The following is a 19,483-nucleotide window of genomic DNA, read 5'->3' on the forward strand; positions in this document are numbered from 1 at the left end:
TCGAGCGCAACGGAGAGTGTGATGATCAAGTTCTACTACAACATGGCGCCGAACCCGATGAAGGTTGCGCTCTGCCTCGAAGAGATGGGCCTGCCGTACGAGCTGGTGCCGGTCGATACCCGTAAGGGCGAGCAGCATTCGCCGGAATACCTGGCGATCAATCCCAACGCCAAGGTCCCGGCCATCGTCGACGACGGCGAGACCGTGTTCGACAGCAACGCGATCCTGCTTTACCTCGCCGAAAAGACTGGCAAGTTCCTGCCTGCCAAAAAGGGCGAGATGCTGTCGTGGCTGATGTTCGTCGCCTCGGGGATCGGCCCATATTCGGGGCAGGCCGTACACTTCCGCAATTTCGCGCCCGAGCCCAAGGAATACGCCGTCAACCGCTACACGTTCGAGGCGCAGCGCCACTGGGGCATCCTCGAGTCGCGACTTGGCAAGCAGCAATTCATGTCGGCGATGCCTACAGCATCGTCGACATGGCGGTGTGGGGCTGGTCGCGCCTGATCCCGTTCGTGTTGGGAGCCGAGGCGCCCAAGCAGTTCCCCAACGTCCAGCGTCACCTTGCCGAGATCAATGCGCGGCCGGCGGCGGCCCGTGCGCTTGCCCTCAAGGACAAGCACGCGTTCAAGGCCGAGATGGACGAGGCAGCGAAGCTCGCGATGTTCCCGCATCTCGGCAAGAAGGTCGCCTGAAACCCGATTGTCTCTCGACATTGGCGCGGCCGGGGCGCACATCGGTTGCATGACCGAATCGAGTGTTCCGGCCCTGCCGGCCGGATTTCGTGCGCAGCAGATCGCCACGAAGGGGGCTGACATTCACGTCTGGGTGGGCGGAAAGGGACCGGCCGTCCTGCTGCTCCACGGTTATGGCGAGACCAGCGAGATGTGGGGCCCGATGGCCGCCGCGCTAATGGCGACGCGAACCGTCATCGCCCCCGACCTGCGCGGGCTCGGCCTCTCGTCCAAGCCCGAGGCAGGCTACGACAAGGCCACGCAGGCACAGGATATGAGGACAGTCCTTCAGACCCTGGGCATCGGTCGCGCCGCGATCGTCGCCCACGACATCGGCAACATGGTCGCCTACGCCTATGCCGCGCAATATCGCAACGACACCGAGAAGCTCGTCGTCATCGATGCGCCGCTGCCCGGCATTGGCCCGTGGGAGCAGATCCTGCGCAATCCGCTCCTCTGGCACTTCAACTTCCGTGGCCCCGACGCCGAGCGGCTGGTCGCGGGGCGGGAGCGCATCTATCTCGACCGCTTCTGGAACGAATTCTCCGCCGATCCGGCGAAGTTCGGCGAGGCGGCGCGCGCCTTCTATGCCGCGCGCTACGCCCAGCCCGGCGGCATGCGGGCGGGCTTCGCCCAGTTCGCCGCCTTCGCCCAGGACGAGATCGACAACAAGCGCTTGGCCGAGACGAAGCTCGCCATGCCGGTGCTGGCGCTGGGTGGCGAGAAGTCGTTCGGCCTGACGATGGCCGCCGTGATGCGGTTCGCCGCGAGCGATGTCACGGAAGGTGTCGTGCCGAATGCCGGCCACTGGATCATGGAAGAGAATCCGGAGGCGACCGTCGCCCTCGTGACGAAGTTCCTCGGACCATGAGGCGCGTTGTCCTCGCGTCACTCCTGGCGTTCGTCGTGACGGGCGCGCTGGCGGCCGATCCGCCGGCCCAGCAACGCAAGCCGCCGGCCGAGTTCGACTTCTCGACGGCTGCGTCGGCCGGGGCGGGCACTTCTGGCATCGCCGCCATCGAGACGATCGTCCTCAAGGGCGACCCGACGAAGCCCGGCCTCTACACGATCATGCTGCGCATACCGGCCAACACGCGGATCGCGGCCCACACCCATCCCGACGATCGAATCGGCACGGTGATCTCGGGCACTTGGTACTTCGGCTACGGCAAGGTCTTCGATGCCAACGCGTTGAAGGCATTGCCGCCCGGCAGCTTCTACACCGAGCCGCCGTCCGATCCGCATTTCGCGGAGACGCGGGATACGCCGGTCGTGCTGCAGATCACGGGCTACGGGCCGACGGGGACGACGTACTAAAACTCCCCGTCGTCTCGACCGGAGCCTCGCGTGCGAGGCGTAGTGGAGAGACCTTCGCTCTACCAAAAGCCGGCTATTCGTGGAGAGAGGATCTCTCCGCTACGCGCCTACGGCGCTCCGGTCTAGATGACGGAGTTTCGCGCCGAGCTACATCATGCCTGGCGCGCCGAGGTCGGTGCCGTCGATCATGCGGCTGTAGCGGAAGGGCGTGGGGTCGACGATGGGCGGGTCACCGGAGATGAGGTCCGCCGCGAGCCGGCCGGCGCCGGGACCGATGCCGAAGCCGTGGCCGGTATAGCCGGTCGAGAGGAAGAGGCCGGGCAGGGGATCGACGGCCGAGATCACCGGGATGCCATCGGGCGTCGAATCGATCAGGCCGCCCCAGGCATGCGCGACTTTCAAGCCCTTCAGCGCAGGATAGTGATCGCCTAGCCGCGTGAGGCCGCGCTGGACGAGCACGGGATCGGCGGCGGGATCGAGCGTGCGCTGGCGCTCGAAGGGTGACTCGAGGTCGAACGACCAGTTGGCGAAGGATTCCGGCCCTTCGAGGAAGGAGCGGCCGATGCCGAAGGTGAGGCCGGCGCGGCGCTTCTTGAAGGTCGGCCAGAACTGGCGGGCATAGAGCAGGCCCTGCGGAGACAGTTCGACGAGGCCGCGTCCGCCCAGACCCACCGTGTAGCCGCCGTCGAGGCGACGGCGGATCGTGACATCGGGCAGGGACAGGCCACCACCGGTTACCTCGGGAGCCGCCATCGTGGAGAAGGAGGTCGAGCGCACGCTGGCCTGCGCGAGGCGGAGATCGTGCCGGCGGCAGAAAACGGAACTCCAGGCGCCGCCCGCCAGCAGCACCGTCTGCGTGCGGATGATTCCGTGCTCGGTAATGACTCCGGCTACCTTGCCGCCGGCAATGTCGAGGCCGCGTGCGGCACAATTCTGATGGAGTGTGGCGCCGAGCTTCCGGGCGCCTTCGGCAATCGCGGGGCCGGCCAGCGACGGCTCGGCGCGGCCGTCGGTCGGCGAATGCACGCCGCCGATCCACCGGCCGGTGCTGCCGGGCGTGAATTCCGTCGCCTCGGCGGCGCTCAGCACTCGGCTGTGCATCTGGTATTCGCGGGCCTTGAGGGTCCACTCCTCCCACTGCGCGAAATCGGCCGGGCGATCGGTGACGTAGGTGAGGCCGGTGCGGCGAAAACCGGTCTCGGCGCCCAACTCGCGGGAGAGATCGCCCCAGATCTCCAGGCTCTTCATGGCGAGCGGCAGTTCGCGCAGGTCGCGATGCTGCTGGCGACACCAGCCCCAGTTCCGGCTGGTCTGCTCGCCGCCGATTACGCCTTTGTCGAGCAGCGCGACCCTGTGGCCCTTTTTCGCCAGCCAATACGCCGCGGTGCTGCCCGCGATGCCGGCGCCGATCACCACGATTTCGGCCGAGGGCGGGAGTTTCTCGTCGCTGACGACGGGCTGGACGGGTGGGGACATCGACCTTCCTGGGACTGTACGCGCTGCGGAACAGTGTATCGCACGCTTTACGCGCCGGAACCCGGCGCGGTACGTTCCGCCGCAAAAGAGGAGCCCCCAATGGACCTGACGTTCGGCAAGGAAGAAATCGCCTTCCAGAATGAAGTGCGCGACTGGCTGAAGGAGAACCTGACGCCGGAGATCGTGGGCGAGATCAAGGTTGGCCGGAACGCCTACATGCCGAAGGAGCGGCTGATCGACTGGCAGAAGCGGTTGGCCAAGAAGGGCTGGCTCTGCACCGGCTGGCCCAAGGAATTCGGCGGCCCGGGCTTCACCACGACGCAGAAGTACATCTTCGAGATGGAGATGGCGAAGGCCGGCGCGCCCGGCACCTCGCCGTTCGGCCCCAAGATGTGCGCGCCGGTGATCATGAAGTACGGCTCGGCCGAGCAGAAGGCGCGCCACCTGCCGCCGATGCTGAACTCCGACCTGATCTGGTGCCAGGGCTATTCCGAGCCGGGCTCGGGCTCCGACCTCGCTTCGCTGCGCACCAAGGCGGTACGCGAGGGCGACTACTACATCGTCAACGGCCAGAAGACCTGGACGACGCTGGCGCAGACCGCCGACTGGATCTTCTGCCTGGTGCGCACCTCGAACGAGGGCAAGCCGCAGGAGGGCATCTCCTTCCTGCTGATCGACATGAAGACGCCGGGCATCTCGGTCGAGCCGATCATCACCGCCGACGGCAACCGCGCCGGCACGCAGGAGGTGAACTCGGTGTTCTTCACCGACGTGAAGGTGCCGGTCGAGAACCGCGTGGGCGAGGAGAACAAGGGCTGGACCTATGCCAAGTACCTGCTCGAGTTCGAGCGCGGCGGCAATCCCTACAGTCCGCGCCTGCGCTCGGGCTTCGAGCGGTTGAAGCGTCTCGCCCAGTCGATGCCGGAAGGCGAGGATTCGATCATGGCCGATCAGGCCTGGCGCGAGAAGCTGGCGCGCATGGACATCGAAATCTCCGGCCTCGAGATGTTCGAGCAGGAGTTCTATTCCAAGCTGGCGGCGGGCCAGAATCCGGGCCCGCTCTCTTCGATGATCAAGCTGCGCGGCACCGAGGTGATGCAGCAGGTCCAGGAATACGCCGTCGAGGCCGCCGGCTACTACAGCCAGCCGTTCCCCGAACAGCGCGCCTGGAATGCCAATGTCGAGCCGATCGGCCCCGAGGGCGCCGACGTGCTGGCGCCGCGCTACTTCAACGGCCGCAAGATGACGATCTACGGCGGCTCGTCGGAAGTACAGCGCGGGATCATGTCGAAGGTGATGCTGGGGCTCTGACCCCTCCGTCGCCAACGCGCCACCTTCCCATTTGAATGGGGAGGCAATGAAGTTTCCCCGCCTCCCCATTCAAACGGGGAGGTGCCCCGAAGGGGCGGAGGGGGCAGGAGAGAAACAATGCGTCTAGCCTTCAACGATCAGGAACTGGCCTTCCAGCAGGAAGTCCGCGACTGGATCACCGCCAATATGCCGCCGGAAGTGGCGGAGGAGAGCCGCCGCAGCCGCAGCAGCCACGTCTCCAAGGAGCGGCTGTTGCAGTGGCAGAAGAAACTGGCGAGCAAGGGTTGGCTCTGCCCCAACTGGCCGAAGGAGTATGGCGGGCCGGGCTGGACCTCGACGCAGAAGTTCATCTTCGAGATGGAGATGGCGCGGGCCGACTCGCCCTATCTGTCGTCGTTCAGCATCAAGATGGTGGCGCCCGTCCTGATGAAGTTCGGCAGCGAGGCCCAGAAGAAGCGCTTCCTGCCGAAGATAGCCGCCGCGGAGGAACTCTGGTGCCAGGGTTATTCCGAACCGGGCTCCGGTTCCGATCTCGCCAGCTTGCGCACCAAGGCCGAACGCCAGGGTGATCATTACGTCGTGAACGGCCAGAAGATCTGGACGACCAACGCGCATTTCGCCGACTGGATCTTCTGTCTCGTCCGCACCTCCAACGAGGGTAAGCGCCAGGAGGGCATTTCCTTCCTGCTGATCGACATGAAGACGCCGGGCATCACGCTCGACCCGATCTACCTGGTCGATGGCACGCGCACGCCGATGCGCCACGAGGTCAACCAGGTCTTCTTCACCGACGTGAAGGTGCCGGTCGAGAACCTGGTCGGCGAGGAGAACAAGGGCTGGACCTATGCCAAGTTCCTGCTCGAGTTCGAGCGTGGCGGCCAGGCCTTCGGCCCGCGCCTGCGCAAGGCGTTCCGCCATCTCCAGACGCTCTCGAAGACGCAGATGAAGGAGGGCGAGTCGCTCTCGGCCGATCCGCAGTGGCGGGAGAAGATGGCGGCTGTCGAGATGGAGATCGACGCCATCGAGATGAACGAGCTGATGTTCTACTCGAGCCTAAAGACCGGCGATGCGCCGGGCAACATGGGCTCGGTCGTGAAGATGCGCGGCACCGAGGTCGGCCAGAAGGTGACCGAACTCGCAGTCGAGGCGGTCGGCTGGTACGGCACGCCCTTCACCGAGCTGCGCAACTACGACAGTAACGTCGTCCCGGTGGGTGGCGAATATGTCGATGACGTCTCGCCGCGCTACTTCAACACCCGCAAGACCACGATCTACGGCGGCTCGTCGGAAGTGCAACGCAACGTATTAGCCAAGGCGATGCTCGGTCTCTAGGGCGGGGACCGCGTGAGCGCGCCGAAGAAGGCGGTCTTCTATGCGATCCTAGCGGCAATCGTCCTGGTCGCGCTGGAGATCGGCTCCTCGGCGTTCCTCTACGCCGTCAACAAGGACAGGATCGCCGCTTTGCCCGGACCGCCGTCGGAGCCCGCGATCCTGCTGGCGCTGCGGACCGGGGTGAGCTGGCTGTTTCCCGGATCGTTTCCCGACCCGGCGACCTACAGGCGCATGACGCGGTCACCGGCCGGGTTCTTCGCCGAGGACGCCGAACAGGGCTATCGCGCCAATCCCGGCCGGTACGTCTTCCGCTACAGCGGCATGCGCCAGGGAAAGATCGAACATCTCGACGCCGTGGTGACGATCAATCCGAATGGAACGAGGTTCACCGGCAGGGCACCCGCTGACGCGGCCCGCCGCATCTTCGTCCTGGGCGATTCCTATGTCTTCGGCGACGGCGTCAACGACCAGCAGACCTTCGCGTTTCTGCTGCAGGCAGCCTTTCCCGGCGCCTCCGTGCAGATCCATGCGCTGGCCGGTTATTCCTGGGCCAATGCGCTGGTCACGATGCGGCGGATCAAGGAGCAGATCCGCCCCGGCGACGTCGTCGTCCTGGGCTATGCCCAGTACTACAAGGAACGCCATGTGGCGGCGCCGTCGCGGCTGCGCAGCATCCGCGACTGGATGGCCTCGACATTCCCCGAGGTCGAGCTCGACCCGAAGGACAGGGTGATCCGCGCGCGACTCGACACGAGCAATCGGCTCGCGCTCGACACGATCCCGATGCATTGCAAATTCGATCCGGCCTATTGCACCGGGCCGGAACCGGTGCCTGAGTACGTCGACAGGGTGTCGAGCGAACTCCTGCGCGCGATTGCGGCGACCACGGCTGAGAAGATTTACCTGCTGCACATGTTCGGACCGAAGGACGACCCCGTGCTTCGAAACCTGCCAGGCAATGTCGAGATCGTTGCCGCGACCCCGCAGGACTTCACCTATGTCATGCAGGACAACATCATGGGCCTCGACGATCATGGCGGACCCTACTGGCACTACGCCATGTACTCGAAGTTGGAGCCGGTCATCGCCGCACGGCGATGACCCCCTCGCTACGCGCCCGCACTTCCGGCGTGGCGAGGCAGGAGGCCAGCGCCTCGTAGCCCGGTGTGCCGGGATAGGGAGAGACCGGAAACGGTGGCGCATGATTGGCCGGACAGAAGAGCACCGTCTCGTCGGGGCCGAGCACATCGAGATCGAGGATCGATGAGGAGCGCGTCATCACGAACAGCGGCGGCGCGTCGGGGCCACGACGGCGCAGAAGGGCAATCAGCGCCTCCTGGGTGGGCTTGTCGAGGCCTTGTTCGACGAGATCGACGACCACGGGCGTCGTCGTTTCGAGGCCGGTGAGAAGGGCTCTGAGCGCCGGGGTGTCGGTCGCGCCGTCCTGTACGAGCAGGGCGACCGTCGGCGCGATCTTCGACACCAGCGACGGATCGGCCGCACGGTCGAGGCCGAGGAAGGCGCCGTCGAGATCGTCGGCGATCCGCATCGCCAGCCGTGTCTTGCCGCTGCCCAGAGGGCCGGTGATGTAGGTGAGGGGACTGATGTCGCGCAGCTCGAAGCGCTCGCCGCCCCAGGGCCAGGGCAGCGCGAACGCGACGTGGAGCCCCGGCTTGAGCGCCAGCATGCGGGCAAGGTCGGAGGCGCTCGGCGCGCCACCGTGGGCCAGGTCGCCGCGCAGCGCCCGCACGCCTTCGATGGCCTCGACCAGCTCCCGCAGGCGCGCCTCGAGCGACCCTTGGTGGTCAGCCAGCGCCGCTTCCAGCCCGCTTGCATCGCCCTTAAGGATGCGCGCGACCTGGGCGAGGCTGAGACCCAGCGCCCGCAGGGCCATGATCTCGCAGGCGCGCTCCAGATCCTCTGGCCCGTAGGTCCGCCATCCGGCGTCCGAGCGGGTTGGTGCGAGCAGGCCCCGCTGCTCATAGACGCGCAATGCCTTGGTGGAGATGCCGAGACGCCGGGCGGCGTCGGACGCATTGAGGAATTGGCTCACGATCGACCTCGCTTGATGTTGACCGCTCCCCCTATGAGGGCGGTCCCAGGGGCCGGGTCAACAGGCTTTTCCGGACATGGTCATTCCTGCGTCAGCGCGGGGTGGCGTAGTCTCGGTGCCGGACAACGGAGGATGCGCATGGACTACCGCAATCTCGGCCGCGCCGGCCTTAAAGTCTCGGAGATCTGCCTCGGCACCATGACCTTCGGCAACGGCGCCGACCAGGACGGAGCCACGAAGATGGTAAATGCCGCGCTCGACGCTGGCGTCACCTTCTTCGACACGGCGAATTCCTATGTCGGCGGCACATCGGAGACGATGCTGGGCGTGGCGCTGAAGGGCAAGCGCCAGGATGCCATCATCGCCTCGAAGTTCTTCAATCCGATGGGCCACAGGCCCAATGATTCGGGCATGTCGCGGTTGCACATCAAGCAGCAGATCGAGGGCTCGCTGAAGCGCCTGCAGACCGATTACATCGACGTCTACTACATCCACCATGTCGACCATCAGACGCCACTCGAGGAGATGTTGCGGGCGCTCGACGATCTCGTGCGCGACGGCAAGATCCTCTACACGGCCTGCTCGAATTTCGAGGCCTGGCGCCTGATGGAGGCGCTGTGGATCAGTGACACGAAGGGCTGGGAGCGCTTCGCGGCCTACCAGCCGCAATACAGTCTGGTGGTCCGCGACATCGATGAGGAGATCGTGCCGGCGCTGGAGCTCAAGGGGCTGGGCTGCGTGGCCTGGTCGCCGCTTGGCAGCGGCTACCTCGCCGGCAAGTACACGCCGGGCACTCTCGAGGTGCAGGGCAGCCGGTCTGCCGAAGGCTGGGGCTTCCAGAGCAAATTCTTCGCGTCCAATCACGGCGAGATCCTGCAGACGCTGCTCGACACGGCGAAGGAGCTCGGCAAGCCGCCGGCCGAGGTGGCGCTGCGATGGGTGATGGACCAGCCCTTCATGACGAGCGCCATCGTCGGCGCCCGCAATGCCGAGCAGCTCGGCGAGACGCTGCAGGCGGGCGGCTGGCGCCTTCCGGCCGATGCGCTCGACAAACTGAACAGGGTCTCCGCCCAGCCGCACAAATACCCGCGCGCCTTCGAGGACCCGATGCCGGCACGACGCGCCGGCGCGCTGAAGATGCCGGGCGGCGCCAGGATGTAGAGTTCTACTCGATCGCGACCAGGCGGCCACCCTGAATGCGACAGAGGCCGCTGTCGGAGGTCGAGGGCCTGCCCGCCAGGGCAAGCACGCCGGGCACGTAGAGGGGGCGGCCGTTGGCGAAGCCGGCGGTCGCGACGAGGCGGGCCTGCTTGCCGGCCTCGGCCTGCGAGTAAACGACCGCCACGCCGTTTATCAGAGCGAACTCGTCTGGCCAGACGAGTCGCAACACCACCACGGAGCGGCCCTGCTCGTCGCGGGAGGTCCATCGCTCGACCTTGGGCGGCGGGCTCGGCTTGCCGACGCCACGATGGACGGCACCGTCGAGGGTGATGCCGGTCTGCGTCATCTGGCCGAGCGGCAGCATCGTGTTGATCTCCTCACCGTTCTGGCCCACCCAGATTTCCAGATGGGGAAGGTGGATCCACGAGCCGCCGGCGGGCGAAGCGTTGGCAGGGGCGGGATCGAACACCTGCACAATCAGCGCGTTGCTGCCGACGCCGATCGTCCTGATCTCCGCCGCCTGACCGGCCGGTGCGGGCTTGCCCCACACGACAAAGCCGTTGTCGCCGGCCGTCGTCATGCCGGGCACACAGTTGCCGAGCGCTGTGCCGGCCGGAATCGCCGCCTTGTCCGGCAGGCCCGGCGCAACCACCGGATAGGCGCCCACCGTTTCGGCGTCGATCCTCGCCGCAAAGGCCTTCGGCGGCTTGGGCCATGACGGACAGCCCACGCCGGCATCGCGTTGCGTGCTGTCCTTCGCCAGCGTTCGCACCAGCCGCGTCCGAAAGTCGATGTCGGTCAGCGTACCGCTCTGCTCCGAGACATTGTGGTAGCTGCAATCCTGCTCGGTCACGGCGCGGAAGGGCACCAGCGAATAGGAGACCTCCGTCGACCAGCGCCACGACGAGCCGCCATACTGATGGTGAACAAGGCGGTTGGGGCCGATCTCGACCTCGTCTTCGCCGACGCCGGCCATGCCGTAGCCGTCGTTGCACAGTTGCAGCAGTTGCTTGGGTGCCGCGGTGCCGTCCAGCAGCCAGTATTCGACACCGCCATCGCGCGCATTGCCGTTGATGCAGCCTTCGTCCTGATCCTTGGGCCTGTCGGCGAGGCCGAGGCGGACTTCCACGACGGCGAGCGCTGCGCCTGCGGGCGACCTGCCCGCGTCGCGGGTCCTCTCGACCTTGCAGCTCGTGCGTTTACCGCAGATCGCCGCCGTCTGGGCGGCATCGGGCGTTGCAAATGCGGAGAGGGGAAGCAGCAGAGATCCAGTCGCCCAAAGCAGGGCGAGCATCGCGGTTACCCTGCCGGCACGGCGGATGGCCTGCGGTGCACGATCATCTTCCAATCCTTTAGGGCTCTGTCCGTGCGTCACAAGAAATCCGGCGGGCATCTTCGCAAATCGATGGTAGAACTAGACGGTTCATTTACTGCATTTTCGGTGCAGTAATCCTGTCGGCGTGAGTATTGGGGGTATTGGGGCATGGCCAGTTCGGATTCACCTGTCACCAAGGGCGGGAATTTCGCGGGTACGTTCAGTTCCTACACGGTTGTCGACCCCAATGTGCGGGCGCTCCTGTCCGATCACTATTGGACCTCGGATGTCGAGGGCACCACACCGGCAACAACGTTCACCTATTTCTTCCCCACCGACAAGGACGACTATCCCGACGACTATGTGGATCAGAACGGCCTGACCGCCTTCAAGCCCACCGACGAAAATCAACAGGCTGCGGCGGTCATCGGTTTCAAGCTCATCTCCTACTACACCGGCCTCACCTTCGACCTGAGCACCACGTCGGATGCTTCCTTCAGGATTGCAGGCGCCACCGGCCTTGCAGGCAACGAGGGGGGATCGCACGCCAACTACCCCCTTAACTATCCCGGCAATTCGATCTCCAATGCAGCCGGGGACGTATATCTTGGCGAGAATGGCGAGTTCGAAACAGAGCAGCTTTACGGCGAAGACGCCTTCGCCAGCGTCATCCACGAGATGGGGCATGCGCTCGGCCTGAAGCACCCCTTCGAGCTCTATCCGAACGGTCCCATTGCCACCGACCGGAACGACATCGAATTCACGGTGATGACCTACTCGTCGTTCCTGAGCGGCGAGGTGAGCGTGAACGCCAACACGACGGCGCCGTCCGGCTCATCCGTCTCCAGCTACATGATGTACGACATCGCGGCATTGCAGGCGATGTACGGCGCCAACTTCGACAAGGGCAAGACCGACGTCAAGCCTGCGGTGCAGGACACCTACACCTGGGATACCGACGGCAGGCAATACATCAATGGCGAGGAAGCCCCCAATACCGGCCCCACGGCCACGAAGAAGATCTTTACCACCGTGTGGACGCAAGGTGCCGACACCACCTTCGATCTCAGCAATTTCAGCGACGACCAGTACGACGACATGCGACCGGGGAAGTGGCTGCGCTTCTCGAACAGCCAGCTCGCCGACCTTAATTCAGAGGCGCCTGAGGGATCGCCGGAATATCAGGCCCAGGGCAACGTCTACAACAGCCTGCTCTACCAGGACGACAAGCGATCGGAGATCGGCTCCCTGAAGGCCGGCTCCGGCAACGACACCATCATCGGCAACGATCTCAACAACACGATCTGGGGGAATGACGGAGACGATACGATCGACGGCGGGATAGGCAACGATATCCTCTATGGCGGGAGCGGCGACGATGTCCTGAATGGCGGTTTCGGGCGGGAGAATGAACTGCATGGCGGCGACGGTATCGACACTGCTTCGTACCTGGGCCGTACGGGCGTGGTTTATGCCGATCTCACCGCCCACTACGCCACGGTCGATTACTACGCCGCCGATACCTACGACAGCATCGAGAACCTGACGGGCGGCTCGGGGGCCAACACCCTGATCGGCGACGCCGGCGACAACACGCTGACCGGCGGCAAGAGCAACGATCAGCTTTATGGCTTCGACGGCGACGACGTACTCGTCGGCAATGCCGGCAATGACATGCTGAACGGCGGTCTCGGCGCCGACAAGCTGTCAGGCGGCGATGGCGACGACAGCCTGCTGGTCGATGCCGCCGACACCTCGATCGACGGCGGCGCCGGCTTCGACTCGGCGCTGGTGCAGACCGCCGACGCCGTGACCCTCGACATGGCGGCGTCCTCGATCGAATGGGCGCGCGGCAACGACGGCAACGATGTCTTCACGGGCGCGGCCCAGACCGTCGGCGTCTACATCTACGGCATGAACGGCAACGACACGATCACTGGATCGGCGTTCGCCGACTATCTCAACGGCGGCGAGGGCAACGACAACCTGCTCGGCGGTGCCGGCAACGACACGCTGATCGGCGGCCCCGGCTCCGATGTCCTGCGCGGCCAGGCGGGCGACGACGTCCTGATCGAAGAGGGCGGCGACAGCCTGATCGATGGTGGCGAAGGCTTCGATTCGCTCTACGTCTGGTCTTCCGGGGGCCTGAGCCTGAACATGACGACGGCCTCGATCGAATGGGTGCAGGGCTCGGTCCAGGGCGGCGACAATCTCGATGCGACCGGCAACACCGTGGACACCTTCATCTACGGCTGGGGCGGAGCCGACGTCCTGACCGGCGGCTGGGGCAGCGACTACATCGCCGGCGGCGACGGAGACGACGTCCTGACGGGCGGTGCCGGCAACGACACGCTGATCGGAGAAGCCGGCGCGAACCGCTACGTCTACTCCGACATCGCCTGGGGAGCCGACACGATCTTCTTTTTCGGCGGGCACACCGACAAGATCGACTTCACGGCGATCGGCACGATCCACTCGCTCTCGGATTTCACGATGCACGAATGGGATGCAGGCGGCGGTTCGACCTCGACGACGCTGTTCCATACCCAGGGAGCAACGACCAGTGCGATCACGCTGATGGGAGTTGCAGAGGCCAACATCCTCGCATCGGACTTCCTCTTCGCCTGATCGGCGGCGGGAACAGCCCTGTGGCGGTTCAGCCTGGCTGAACCGCCTCGCCCACGATTTGCGTCCGGTGCATGAGCCGGCGCAGGCTCTCGTCGAAGGCGTCGCGGCGATGCATGACGCAGCGATTGTCCCACATGACAAGGTCGCCGGCGCGCCACTTCTGGTACCAGGCGAACTTCTCCTGCGTCGCGTGGGCCCAGATCGCGTCGAGCAGTTCCTCGCTCTCCTCGACCTCGAGTCCGTGGATGTAGGCGCCGGGACGGCGGCCGAGGAACAGCGCCTTGCGGCCAGTGTCGGGGTGCAGGCGGACGAGGGGATGCACGGCGCCCGGCGTATGGCGTACGTCGACCGTGCGCTGGAAGCCCTTGCGTAGTTCTCCCGCCGAGTTGCGGCTGGAATCGTGGATGCAGACCTTGCCCTCGATCGCGCGCTTCAGCTCGGGCGACAGCGTCTCGTAGGCCGCATACATGTTGAGGAAGCCGGTGTTTCCGCCGTCGGCCGGCACTTCGAGCGCGTAGAGCAGCGAGGCCCGCGGCGGCAGCGGATTGTAGGACATGTCGGTGTGCCACACGAGTTCGTAGCTGCCGAGGCTGCCGACCGCCTTGCCGTCTTTCTTGACGCTGGCGATGACGGCCACCCATTCGCGCGCCTCGTCGATCACGTCGGAGTCCGCGCGGTCGAGACTGGCGGCCGAAATCGGCACCCTGTCGAGTTCGCCGAAGCGGGCGCTGAACTGGATGAGCATGCGGTCGTCGAGCTGCTGCCCCGAAAACCGCAGCACCAGGTGCTTGCCCCAGGCCTCGGCGATGCGGGAAAAGACCTCGTCGCTGACGGGCCTGGACAGGTCGATGCCGTGAACATCGGCGGCGAGGGCCGCACCGGTCGGCTGGATCCACAGATCACTCATCGGGAACGTTCCTTCATCCGTGCATGGTGAGGCCGCCGGAGACGCTGATCGTCTGGCCGGTGATGAAACCCGCATCGTCACTGGCGAGGAAGCACACGGCGCCCGGAATGTCCTCGGGCTGGCCGACGCGTTTCATCGGGATGGCGCCTACGAGGGCCGCGCGGACCTTCTGGCCGCGCTCGTCGTCGCCTGCGACGGCCGCCAGCAGCGGCGTGTCGGTCGGGCCGGGGCACACTGCGTTCAGGGTGATGCCCTTGCGCGCGACCTCGCGGGCCACCGTCTTGGTGAAGGCGATGATGCCGCCCTTGCAGGCCGAATAGACGGCTTCCTGCGAGGAGCCGACGCGGCCCGCATCCGAGGCGATGTTGACGATGCGGCCGCCGCCGCGCGCCACCATGCCCTTCAGCACGACGTGGCTCATGTTGAGCGGGCCGCGCAGGTTGATGGCGATGAGCTGGTCCCAGAGATCGGGCGTGGTGTCGACGAAGTTGGCGAAGCGGTCCCAGCCGGCGTTGTTCACGAGGATGTCGGTCGGGCCGGCCTTGCGTTCGAAGTCGGCGATCGCCTCACCGACGGCCGCATAGTCGGCGATGTCGACACCGGACGCATATCCGTTGATCTCGTCCGCGACCTTCTTCGCGCCGTCGAGGTTCTTGTCGAACACGCCGACGCGTGTGCCGTAGCCCGCGAAGCGGCGGCAGATCGCGCTGCCGATCGCGCCGGCACCGCCGGTCACGATGACGTTCTTGCCTTCGAGTCCGCGCATCATCGCCTCCGGGTCAGAGCGGCGAATAGGGATCGAACTTCGGCTTGCGCTTCTCGAGATGCGAGGCAAGGCCTTCCTTCACGTCCGGCCCCACGAAGCCCAGCATCTCGAGGCCGAGCGACGTGTCGAAGGTCGGGCCCATCATGCGCAGCCAGTTGTTGAGAGCGTACTTGGTGAAGCGGATCGAGGTCTGGGCGCCCTCGGCCAGCTTGGTGGCGACCTCCAGCCCCTTGGCTTCGAGCTGGTCGTCCTCGACGCAGAGCGACACCAAACCGATGCGCTCCGCTTCCTCGCCGTCGACGGCCTCGCAGAGCAGCAGGTAGTACTTGGCCTTGGCCATGCCGCAGAGCAGGGGCCAGACGATGCAGGCATGGTCGCCGGCAGCGACGCCGAGACGGGTATGGCCGTCGATGATCTTGGCCTTCTTCGAGGCAATCGAGACATCGGCCAGGATGCCGGCGACGAGGCCCGCGCCGACGGCGGGGCCGCGCATCGTACTGACGATCGGCTTGGAGCAGTTGATCACGTTGTAGACGATGTCGCGCGCTTCCTTCCACGTGCGGAGCAGCGCGTTGTGATCCTTCATGTTCTTTTCGATGATGTCGAAGTCGCCGCCCGCGGAGAACACCTTGCCGCCGGCGCCCTGGATGATCACGCAGTTGACCGTGTCGTCGCCGTCGATGTCGCGCCACACGTCGACCAGTTCGCGATGCATGATCGCGTCGGTCGCGTTGTACTTGTCGGGTCGGTTCATGGTGACGCGCAGCACCTTGGGGTGCGGGCGATCGAAGAGCAGGCGCTGGTAGCGATTTTGCCAGTCGGACATGGGCTTTCCTCCGTTGCGCGGGAGGTTAGCACGTCAAGCGGACGCCCCAAGGCCCCGGTCCGCATGGAGAAAAGGCCGGCTCGTGCCTCCGAGGAGGGCAGGAAAGCGCCGAGGTCAGCGCCGCGTGTTGCCGGCGGTCCACTGGCCGGCGCTGGCGAAGCGCACGGCCTCTTCGGCTGCACGGACCAGGCCGAGGGCCTTCTGGACGCTCTCCTGGTACTCGGCCTCGAGGTCGGAGTCGGCAACAACGCCAACGCCGGCCTGTACGTACATGGTCTCGTCCTTCACCAGGGCCGTGCGCAGCAGGATACAGGTGTCCATCGTGCCGTTGGCCGCGAAATAACCGGCGCAGCCGGCATAGATGCCTCGGCGTACCGGCTCGACCTCGTCGATGATCTGCATGGCGCGCACCTTGGGAGCGCCTGACAGCGTGCCGGCCGGGAATCCCGCCTTCAGCACGTCGATCGCGTCGAGCCCGTCCTCGAGCGTGCCCTCGACGTGACTGCTGATGTGCTGGACGTGGCTGTACTTCTCGATGGTGAACTGCTCGACGACCCGCACCGAGCCGATCTTCGACACGCGGCCGACATCGTTGCGGGCCAGGTCGACCAGCATCAGATGCTCGGCGCGCTCCTTGGGGTCGGCCAGCAACTCCTCGGCAAGGCGCTTGTCCTCTTCAGGTGTCGCACCTCGGCGGCGCGTGCCGGCGAGCGGTCGGATGGTGACGGTGTTGTCTCGCAGGCGGACGAGGATCTCGGGGCTCGAGCCCACGATGGTGAAGTCGCCGTAATCGAAGAAGATCAGGAACGGCGAGGGGTTGATGCGGCGCAGCGACCGGTAGAGCGAGAGCGGCGGCAGCTTGAAGGGCAGCGAGAAGCGCTGCGACGGCACGATCTGGAAGGCGTCACCCGCGCGGATATACTCCTTGCAGGTCTCGACCATCGCCTTGAAGTCTTCCTTCGACATGTTGGCCTGCGGCTTGGGCAGGGCGTCGAGGCCCTCGGCGCTGTCACGGCGGAAGGGAAGAGTGCGCTCGAAGTCGGAGACGGCATCGGCCAGCCGCTCCTGCGCGGCCTCGTAGGCGGCACGCGCGCTGGTGCCCGTTTGCGGCCAGACGGGCGTGACCAGGGTCGCATTGTCTTCCAGCCGGTCGAAGATGCAGATCAGGGTCGGCCGCACCATGATCGCATCGGGCAGGCCGATCGGGTCGGGATTGGTGTCGGGCAGCCGCTCCATGTCGCGGACCATGTCGTAGCCCAGGAAGCCGAACAGGCCCGAAGCCATCGGCGGCAAGCCGGGCGGCAGGTCCATCTGGCACTCCTTGATCAGGACGCGCAGCGTCTCCAGCGGCCGGCCCTCGAGCGCCTCGAACGCCTGGGAGTCGGTCTGGGCGCGACGGTTGATCTCGGCCTGGCCCTTGCGGCAGCGCCACACGACGTCGGGCTTGAAGCCGATGATCGAATAGCGGCCGCGCACCGAGCCGCCTTCCACCGATTCCAGCAGGAACGAGTTGGCGCGGCCGTCGGCCAACTTGAGGTAGGCGGAAACGGGCGTCTCGAGGTCGGCGACGAGCTTGGTCGAGACGACCTGCGGCGTGCCGGAATCGTAGCGCGCCGCGAAGGCATCGAAGTCGGGGGAGATGGACATTGAGGGGTCTCTATTGCTGAGGCGCGAAGGTCGCCTGGAAGGCGGCCTCGTCGACGGTGACGCCATACTTGGCGCGAAGCGCCGCCACGAGCTGCAGGATCAGGTCGTTGGCCACCATGGTGTCGAGCTGCTTGCCGAAGCGATCGAGCTGATCCTTGTCCTTGGCGAGGTCCGGCGGCTCGACGGACTTCACGCGCACCAGCACGTTGCCGTCGCCAGTCCGCACCGATTGCGTCTTGTCGGGCGCGAGTTTGAAGAGCTCCTGCACGACCGGCTGGCTGAGATAGTTGCCGGCATCGGCCTCGAAGCGCGTGACCGGCTTGGTGATCCGCGCCTCCAGGCCGAGTTCCTTGGCCAGGGTCACGAAATCGGTGCCGCCGTTGGCCTTCTCCACCGCTTCCTTGACCTTCTGGTCGGCCAGCTTGCGGCGCTCCTCAGCCTGCCAGGCATCGGTAACCCTGGCTTCGACCTCGGAGAGCGCCGGCGTGCGGGCCGGCGTGATGCGGTCGGTGCGCACGATGAAATATTCGCCGCGCGGCGTTTCCAGCAGTTCGCTCTCGGCGCTTTCGCGGGTGGCGAACGCCGCCTGCACGAGCTCGGAGGCCGCCGGGCCGATCACGACCTGCTTGCCGGCGGCGTCCTGGCCGCGCGCATCCACGTTCTCGAAGGTCCTGACCTTGAGGCCGAGATCCTCGGCGGCCGCCTTCATTGACTGCGTCCGGCCCAGCACGCGCTCGAAATCGGTGACGAGCTTGATGAGCAGGTCGGGCGCCTGCTGCGCCTTCAGGTCCTTCTCGAGCTTCTCCTTGACCTCTTCGAAGGGCACGGACTTGCCGGCCTCGATCTTGTTGATGCGCACGATGTGCCAGCCGAGCGGCGACTGGATCGGTGCCGCGGCGATGCCCTCGGGGAGACCGAAAATGCCGTCGGCCAGCGGGCCCGGCGGCAGGTCCTTCTTGGTCACTTGGCCCAGCTTGATCACGCCGTCGGCGTTGCCGGTGACTTCCTTGGCGGCGTCCTCGAGCGACTTGCCGCCCTGAACGCCGGCGATGATCGCCTTGGCCTTGTCCTCGGTGTCGGTCATCGCCTGGTCGACGTCGCGCTTCTCGGGCGTGCCGAACTCGGCGGCGCGCGCCTCGTACTCCTGGCGCACCGCGTCGGCGGTGACGGCCACCTGGTTCTGCACGTCGTCGACCGTGATCATGACGTAGGAGAAGCTGCGGAACTCCGGTACCTGGAACTTGGCCTTGTTGGCCTCGAAATAGGCGTTGAGCTGCTCCGGCGTGGGCTTCGGCACGTCGACGACGATGGCGTCGGGAACGTAGATCGTCTCGGCGGTGCGCTTCTCGCTCTCGAGCTTGAAGATTTCGTTGCGCATCGATACCGGCGCGAGTCCGTCGGCACGTACAACGCCGAACAGCTGGCTGGCGGCAATCTCGCGACGCATGTCGACGACGAACTGGGCCTCGCTGATGCGGGCCTGCTGCAGGCGGTTGCGGTAGAGCAGGGGATCGAACGAGCCGCCGGTGCCCTGGAAGGCCGGATTGCGCGCGATGACCGCGCGGACTTCCTCGTCGCTGATGGTCAGGCCGAATTCCTGGACGGCATAGTCGAGCACGGCCCGCTGGATGACCTCTTCGAGGGCGCGGACGTGCAAGCCGTAGCGCAGCGCCTGTTCCTGCTCCGGACGCTGGCCGGTCTGGCGCTGAATCGCCTCGAGCTGGCGATTGAACTGCTCGCGGACCTCGCTGGCATAGACGGGAGCGCCGCCGACCCACCCATAGAGCGGAATCTTCGTGCCGCCGACATGCGCGACTTCGGTGCTGCGCCCGACCGCCTTCAGCATGTCGCCGACGCCCCACAGGCCGAAGCTGATGATCAGCATGCCGAAGAGAATGGAGAGAACGATGTAGCGGGCGTACTTGCGGAACTGATTCACGGGCCAGACAGGGGGTTCTTGACGGGGCGCCATGCCTACCACCGGCCCCATGGACAGGCAACCAAGCGGCC

The 19,483-nt window shown here is 65.9% G+C and carries 15 protein-coding genes and 1 pseudogene; 8 read left to right on the plus strand and 8 right to left on the minus strand.

Annotation, left to right across the window (positions count from 1 at the left end):
• Positions 1-21: 21 nt before the first annotated feature.
• The 3 genes and pseudogenes from Q0Q48_RS09520 to Q0Q48_RS09530 all read left to right on the plus strand — a co-directional run bounded on the left by Q0Q48_RS09520 (position 22) and on the right by Q0Q48_RS09530 (position 2,051).
• A pseudogene (locus Q0Q48_RS09520) lies at positions 22-695 on the plus strand (glutathione S-transferase N-terminal domain-containing protein).
• A gap of 49 nt (positions 696-744) precedes the next feature.
• Positions 745-1,605 (plus strand): alpha/beta hydrolase, encoded by an 861-nt coding sequence (locus Q0Q48_RS09525; protein ID WP_295136897.1) that lies wholly within the window; start codon positions 745-747, stop codon positions 1,603-1,605.
• Positions 1,602-2,051 (plus strand): hypothetical protein, encoded by a 450-nt coding sequence (locus Q0Q48_RS09530; RefSeq protein ID WP_295136898.1) that lies wholly within the window; start codon positions 1,602-1,604, stop codon positions 2,049-2,051. Before Q0Q48_RS09525 ends, Q0Q48_RS09530 begins: the two co-directional genes overlap by 4 nt.
• A gap of 147 nt (positions 2,052-2,198) precedes the next feature.
• Here the strand turns inward: Q0Q48_RS09530 and Q0Q48_RS09535 are convergent, their stop codons facing one another.
• Complete coding sequence (locus Q0Q48_RS09535) at positions 2,199-3,527, minus strand: FAD-binding oxidoreductase (RefSeq protein WP_295136899.1); 1,329 nt, start codon at positions 3,525-3,527, stop codon at positions 2,199-2,201.
• A 99-nt stretch (positions 3,528-3,626) separates the two neighbouring features.
• Between Q0Q48_RS09535 and Q0Q48_RS09540 the strand changes: the two genes are divergently transcribed.
• From Q0Q48_RS09540 to Q0Q48_RS09550, 3 genes are all read left to right on the plus strand, one after another.
• Positions 3,627-4,838, plus strand: coding sequence for an acyl-CoA dehydrogenase family protein (locus tag Q0Q48_RS09540; protein WP_295136900.1), 1,212 nt, complete (start codon positions 3,627-3,629; stop codon positions 4,836-4,838).
• Positions 4,839-4,955: 117 nt separating this feature from the next.
• Complete coding sequence (locus Q0Q48_RS09545; protein WP_295136901.1) at positions 4,956-6,170, plus strand: acyl-CoA dehydrogenase family protein; 1,215 nt, start codon at positions 4,956-4,958, stop codon at positions 6,168-6,170.
• A 12-nt stretch (positions 6,171-6,182) separates the two neighbouring features.
• Positions 6,183-7,271 carry a hypothetical protein gene (locus Q0Q48_RS09550; RefSeq protein ID WP_295136902.1) on the plus strand — a complete coding sequence of 363 codons (1,089 nt, stop codon included), beginning with the start codon at positions 6,183-6,185 and terminating at the stop codon, positions 7,269-7,271.
• Here the strand turns inward: Q0Q48_RS09550 and Q0Q48_RS09555 are convergent.
• Positions 7,252-8,223, minus strand: coding sequence for a MerR family transcriptional regulator (locus Q0Q48_RS09555; RefSeq protein WP_295136903.1), 972 nt, complete (start codon positions 8,221-8,223; stop codon positions 7,252-7,254). The two genes, Q0Q48_RS09550 and Q0Q48_RS09555, sit on opposite strands and share 20 nt — an antisense overlap.
• A 138-nt stretch (positions 8,224-8,361) precedes the next feature.
• Here Q0Q48_RS09555 and Q0Q48_RS09560 point away from each other — a divergent pair, with 138 nt between their 5' ends.
• Positions 8,362-9,384, plus strand: coding sequence for an aldo/keto reductase (locus Q0Q48_RS09560; RefSeq protein ID WP_295136904.1), 1,023 nt, complete (start codon positions 8,362-8,364; stop codon positions 9,382-9,384).
• A gap of 4 nt (positions 9,385-9,388) precedes the next feature.
• On the opposite strand, the gene Q0Q48_RS09565 is transcribed toward Q0Q48_RS09560, so the two are convergent.
• Positions 9,389-10,678 (minus strand): hypothetical protein, encoded by a 1,290-nt coding sequence (locus tag Q0Q48_RS09565; protein WP_295136905.1) that lies wholly within the window; start codon positions 10,676-10,678, stop codon positions 9,389-9,391.
• 189 nt (positions 10,679-10,867) lie between these two features.
• On the opposite strand from Q0Q48_RS09565, the gene Q0Q48_RS09570 reads away from it, so the two are divergent.
• On the plus strand, positions 10,868-13,327 hold the full coding sequence (locus tag Q0Q48_RS09570; protein WP_295136906.1) for a M10 family metallopeptidase: 2,460 nt from the start codon (positions 10,868-10,870) through the stop codon (positions 13,325-13,327).
• 28 nt (positions 13,328-13,355) lie between these two features.
• Here Q0Q48_RS09570 and Q0Q48_RS09575 read toward each other — a convergent pair whose 3' ends face one another.
• From Q0Q48_RS09575 to Q0Q48_RS09595, 5 genes are all read right to left on the minus strand, one after another.
• Positions 13,356-14,234, minus strand: a complete 879-nt coding sequence (locus Q0Q48_RS09575) for a TauD/TfdA family dioxygenase (RefSeq protein WP_295136907.1) — start codon at positions 14,232-14,234, stop codon at positions 13,356-13,358.
• 13 nt (positions 14,235-14,247) lie between these two features.
• Entirely contained in the window at positions 14,248-15,000 is a 753-nt protein-coding gene (locus tag Q0Q48_RS09580; RefSeq protein WP_295136908.1) for an SDR family oxidoreductase, read from the minus strand.
• Between the two features lie 13 nt (positions 15,001-15,013).
• On the minus strand, positions 15,014-15,826 hold the full coding sequence (locus Q0Q48_RS09585) for an enoyl-CoA hydratase/isomerase family protein (RefSeq protein ID WP_295136909.1): 813 nt from the start codon (positions 15,824-15,826) through the stop codon (positions 15,014-15,016).
• Between the two features lie 114 nt (positions 15,827-15,940).
• A complete protein-coding gene (trpE, locus tag Q0Q48_RS09590; RefSeq protein WP_295136910.1) occupies positions 15,941-17,473 on the minus strand; it encodes an anthranilate synthase component I in 1,533 nt (510 codons plus the stop codon).
• Between the two features lie 10 nt (positions 17,474-17,483).
• The gene (locus Q0Q48_RS09595; RefSeq protein ID WP_295136911.1) at positions 17,484-19,412 is read right to left on the minus strand and encodes a peptidylprolyl isomerase; all 1,929 of its coding nucleotides are present in this window, start codon (positions 19,410-19,412) and stop codon (positions 17,484-17,486) included.
• Positions 19,413-19,483: the final 71 nt, after the last annotated feature.

It is taken from the genome of uncultured Reyranella sp. (genome assembly GCF_945957355.1).
Lineage (GTDB): Bacteria > Pseudomonadota > Alphaproteobacteria > Reyranellales > Reyranellaceae > Reyranella.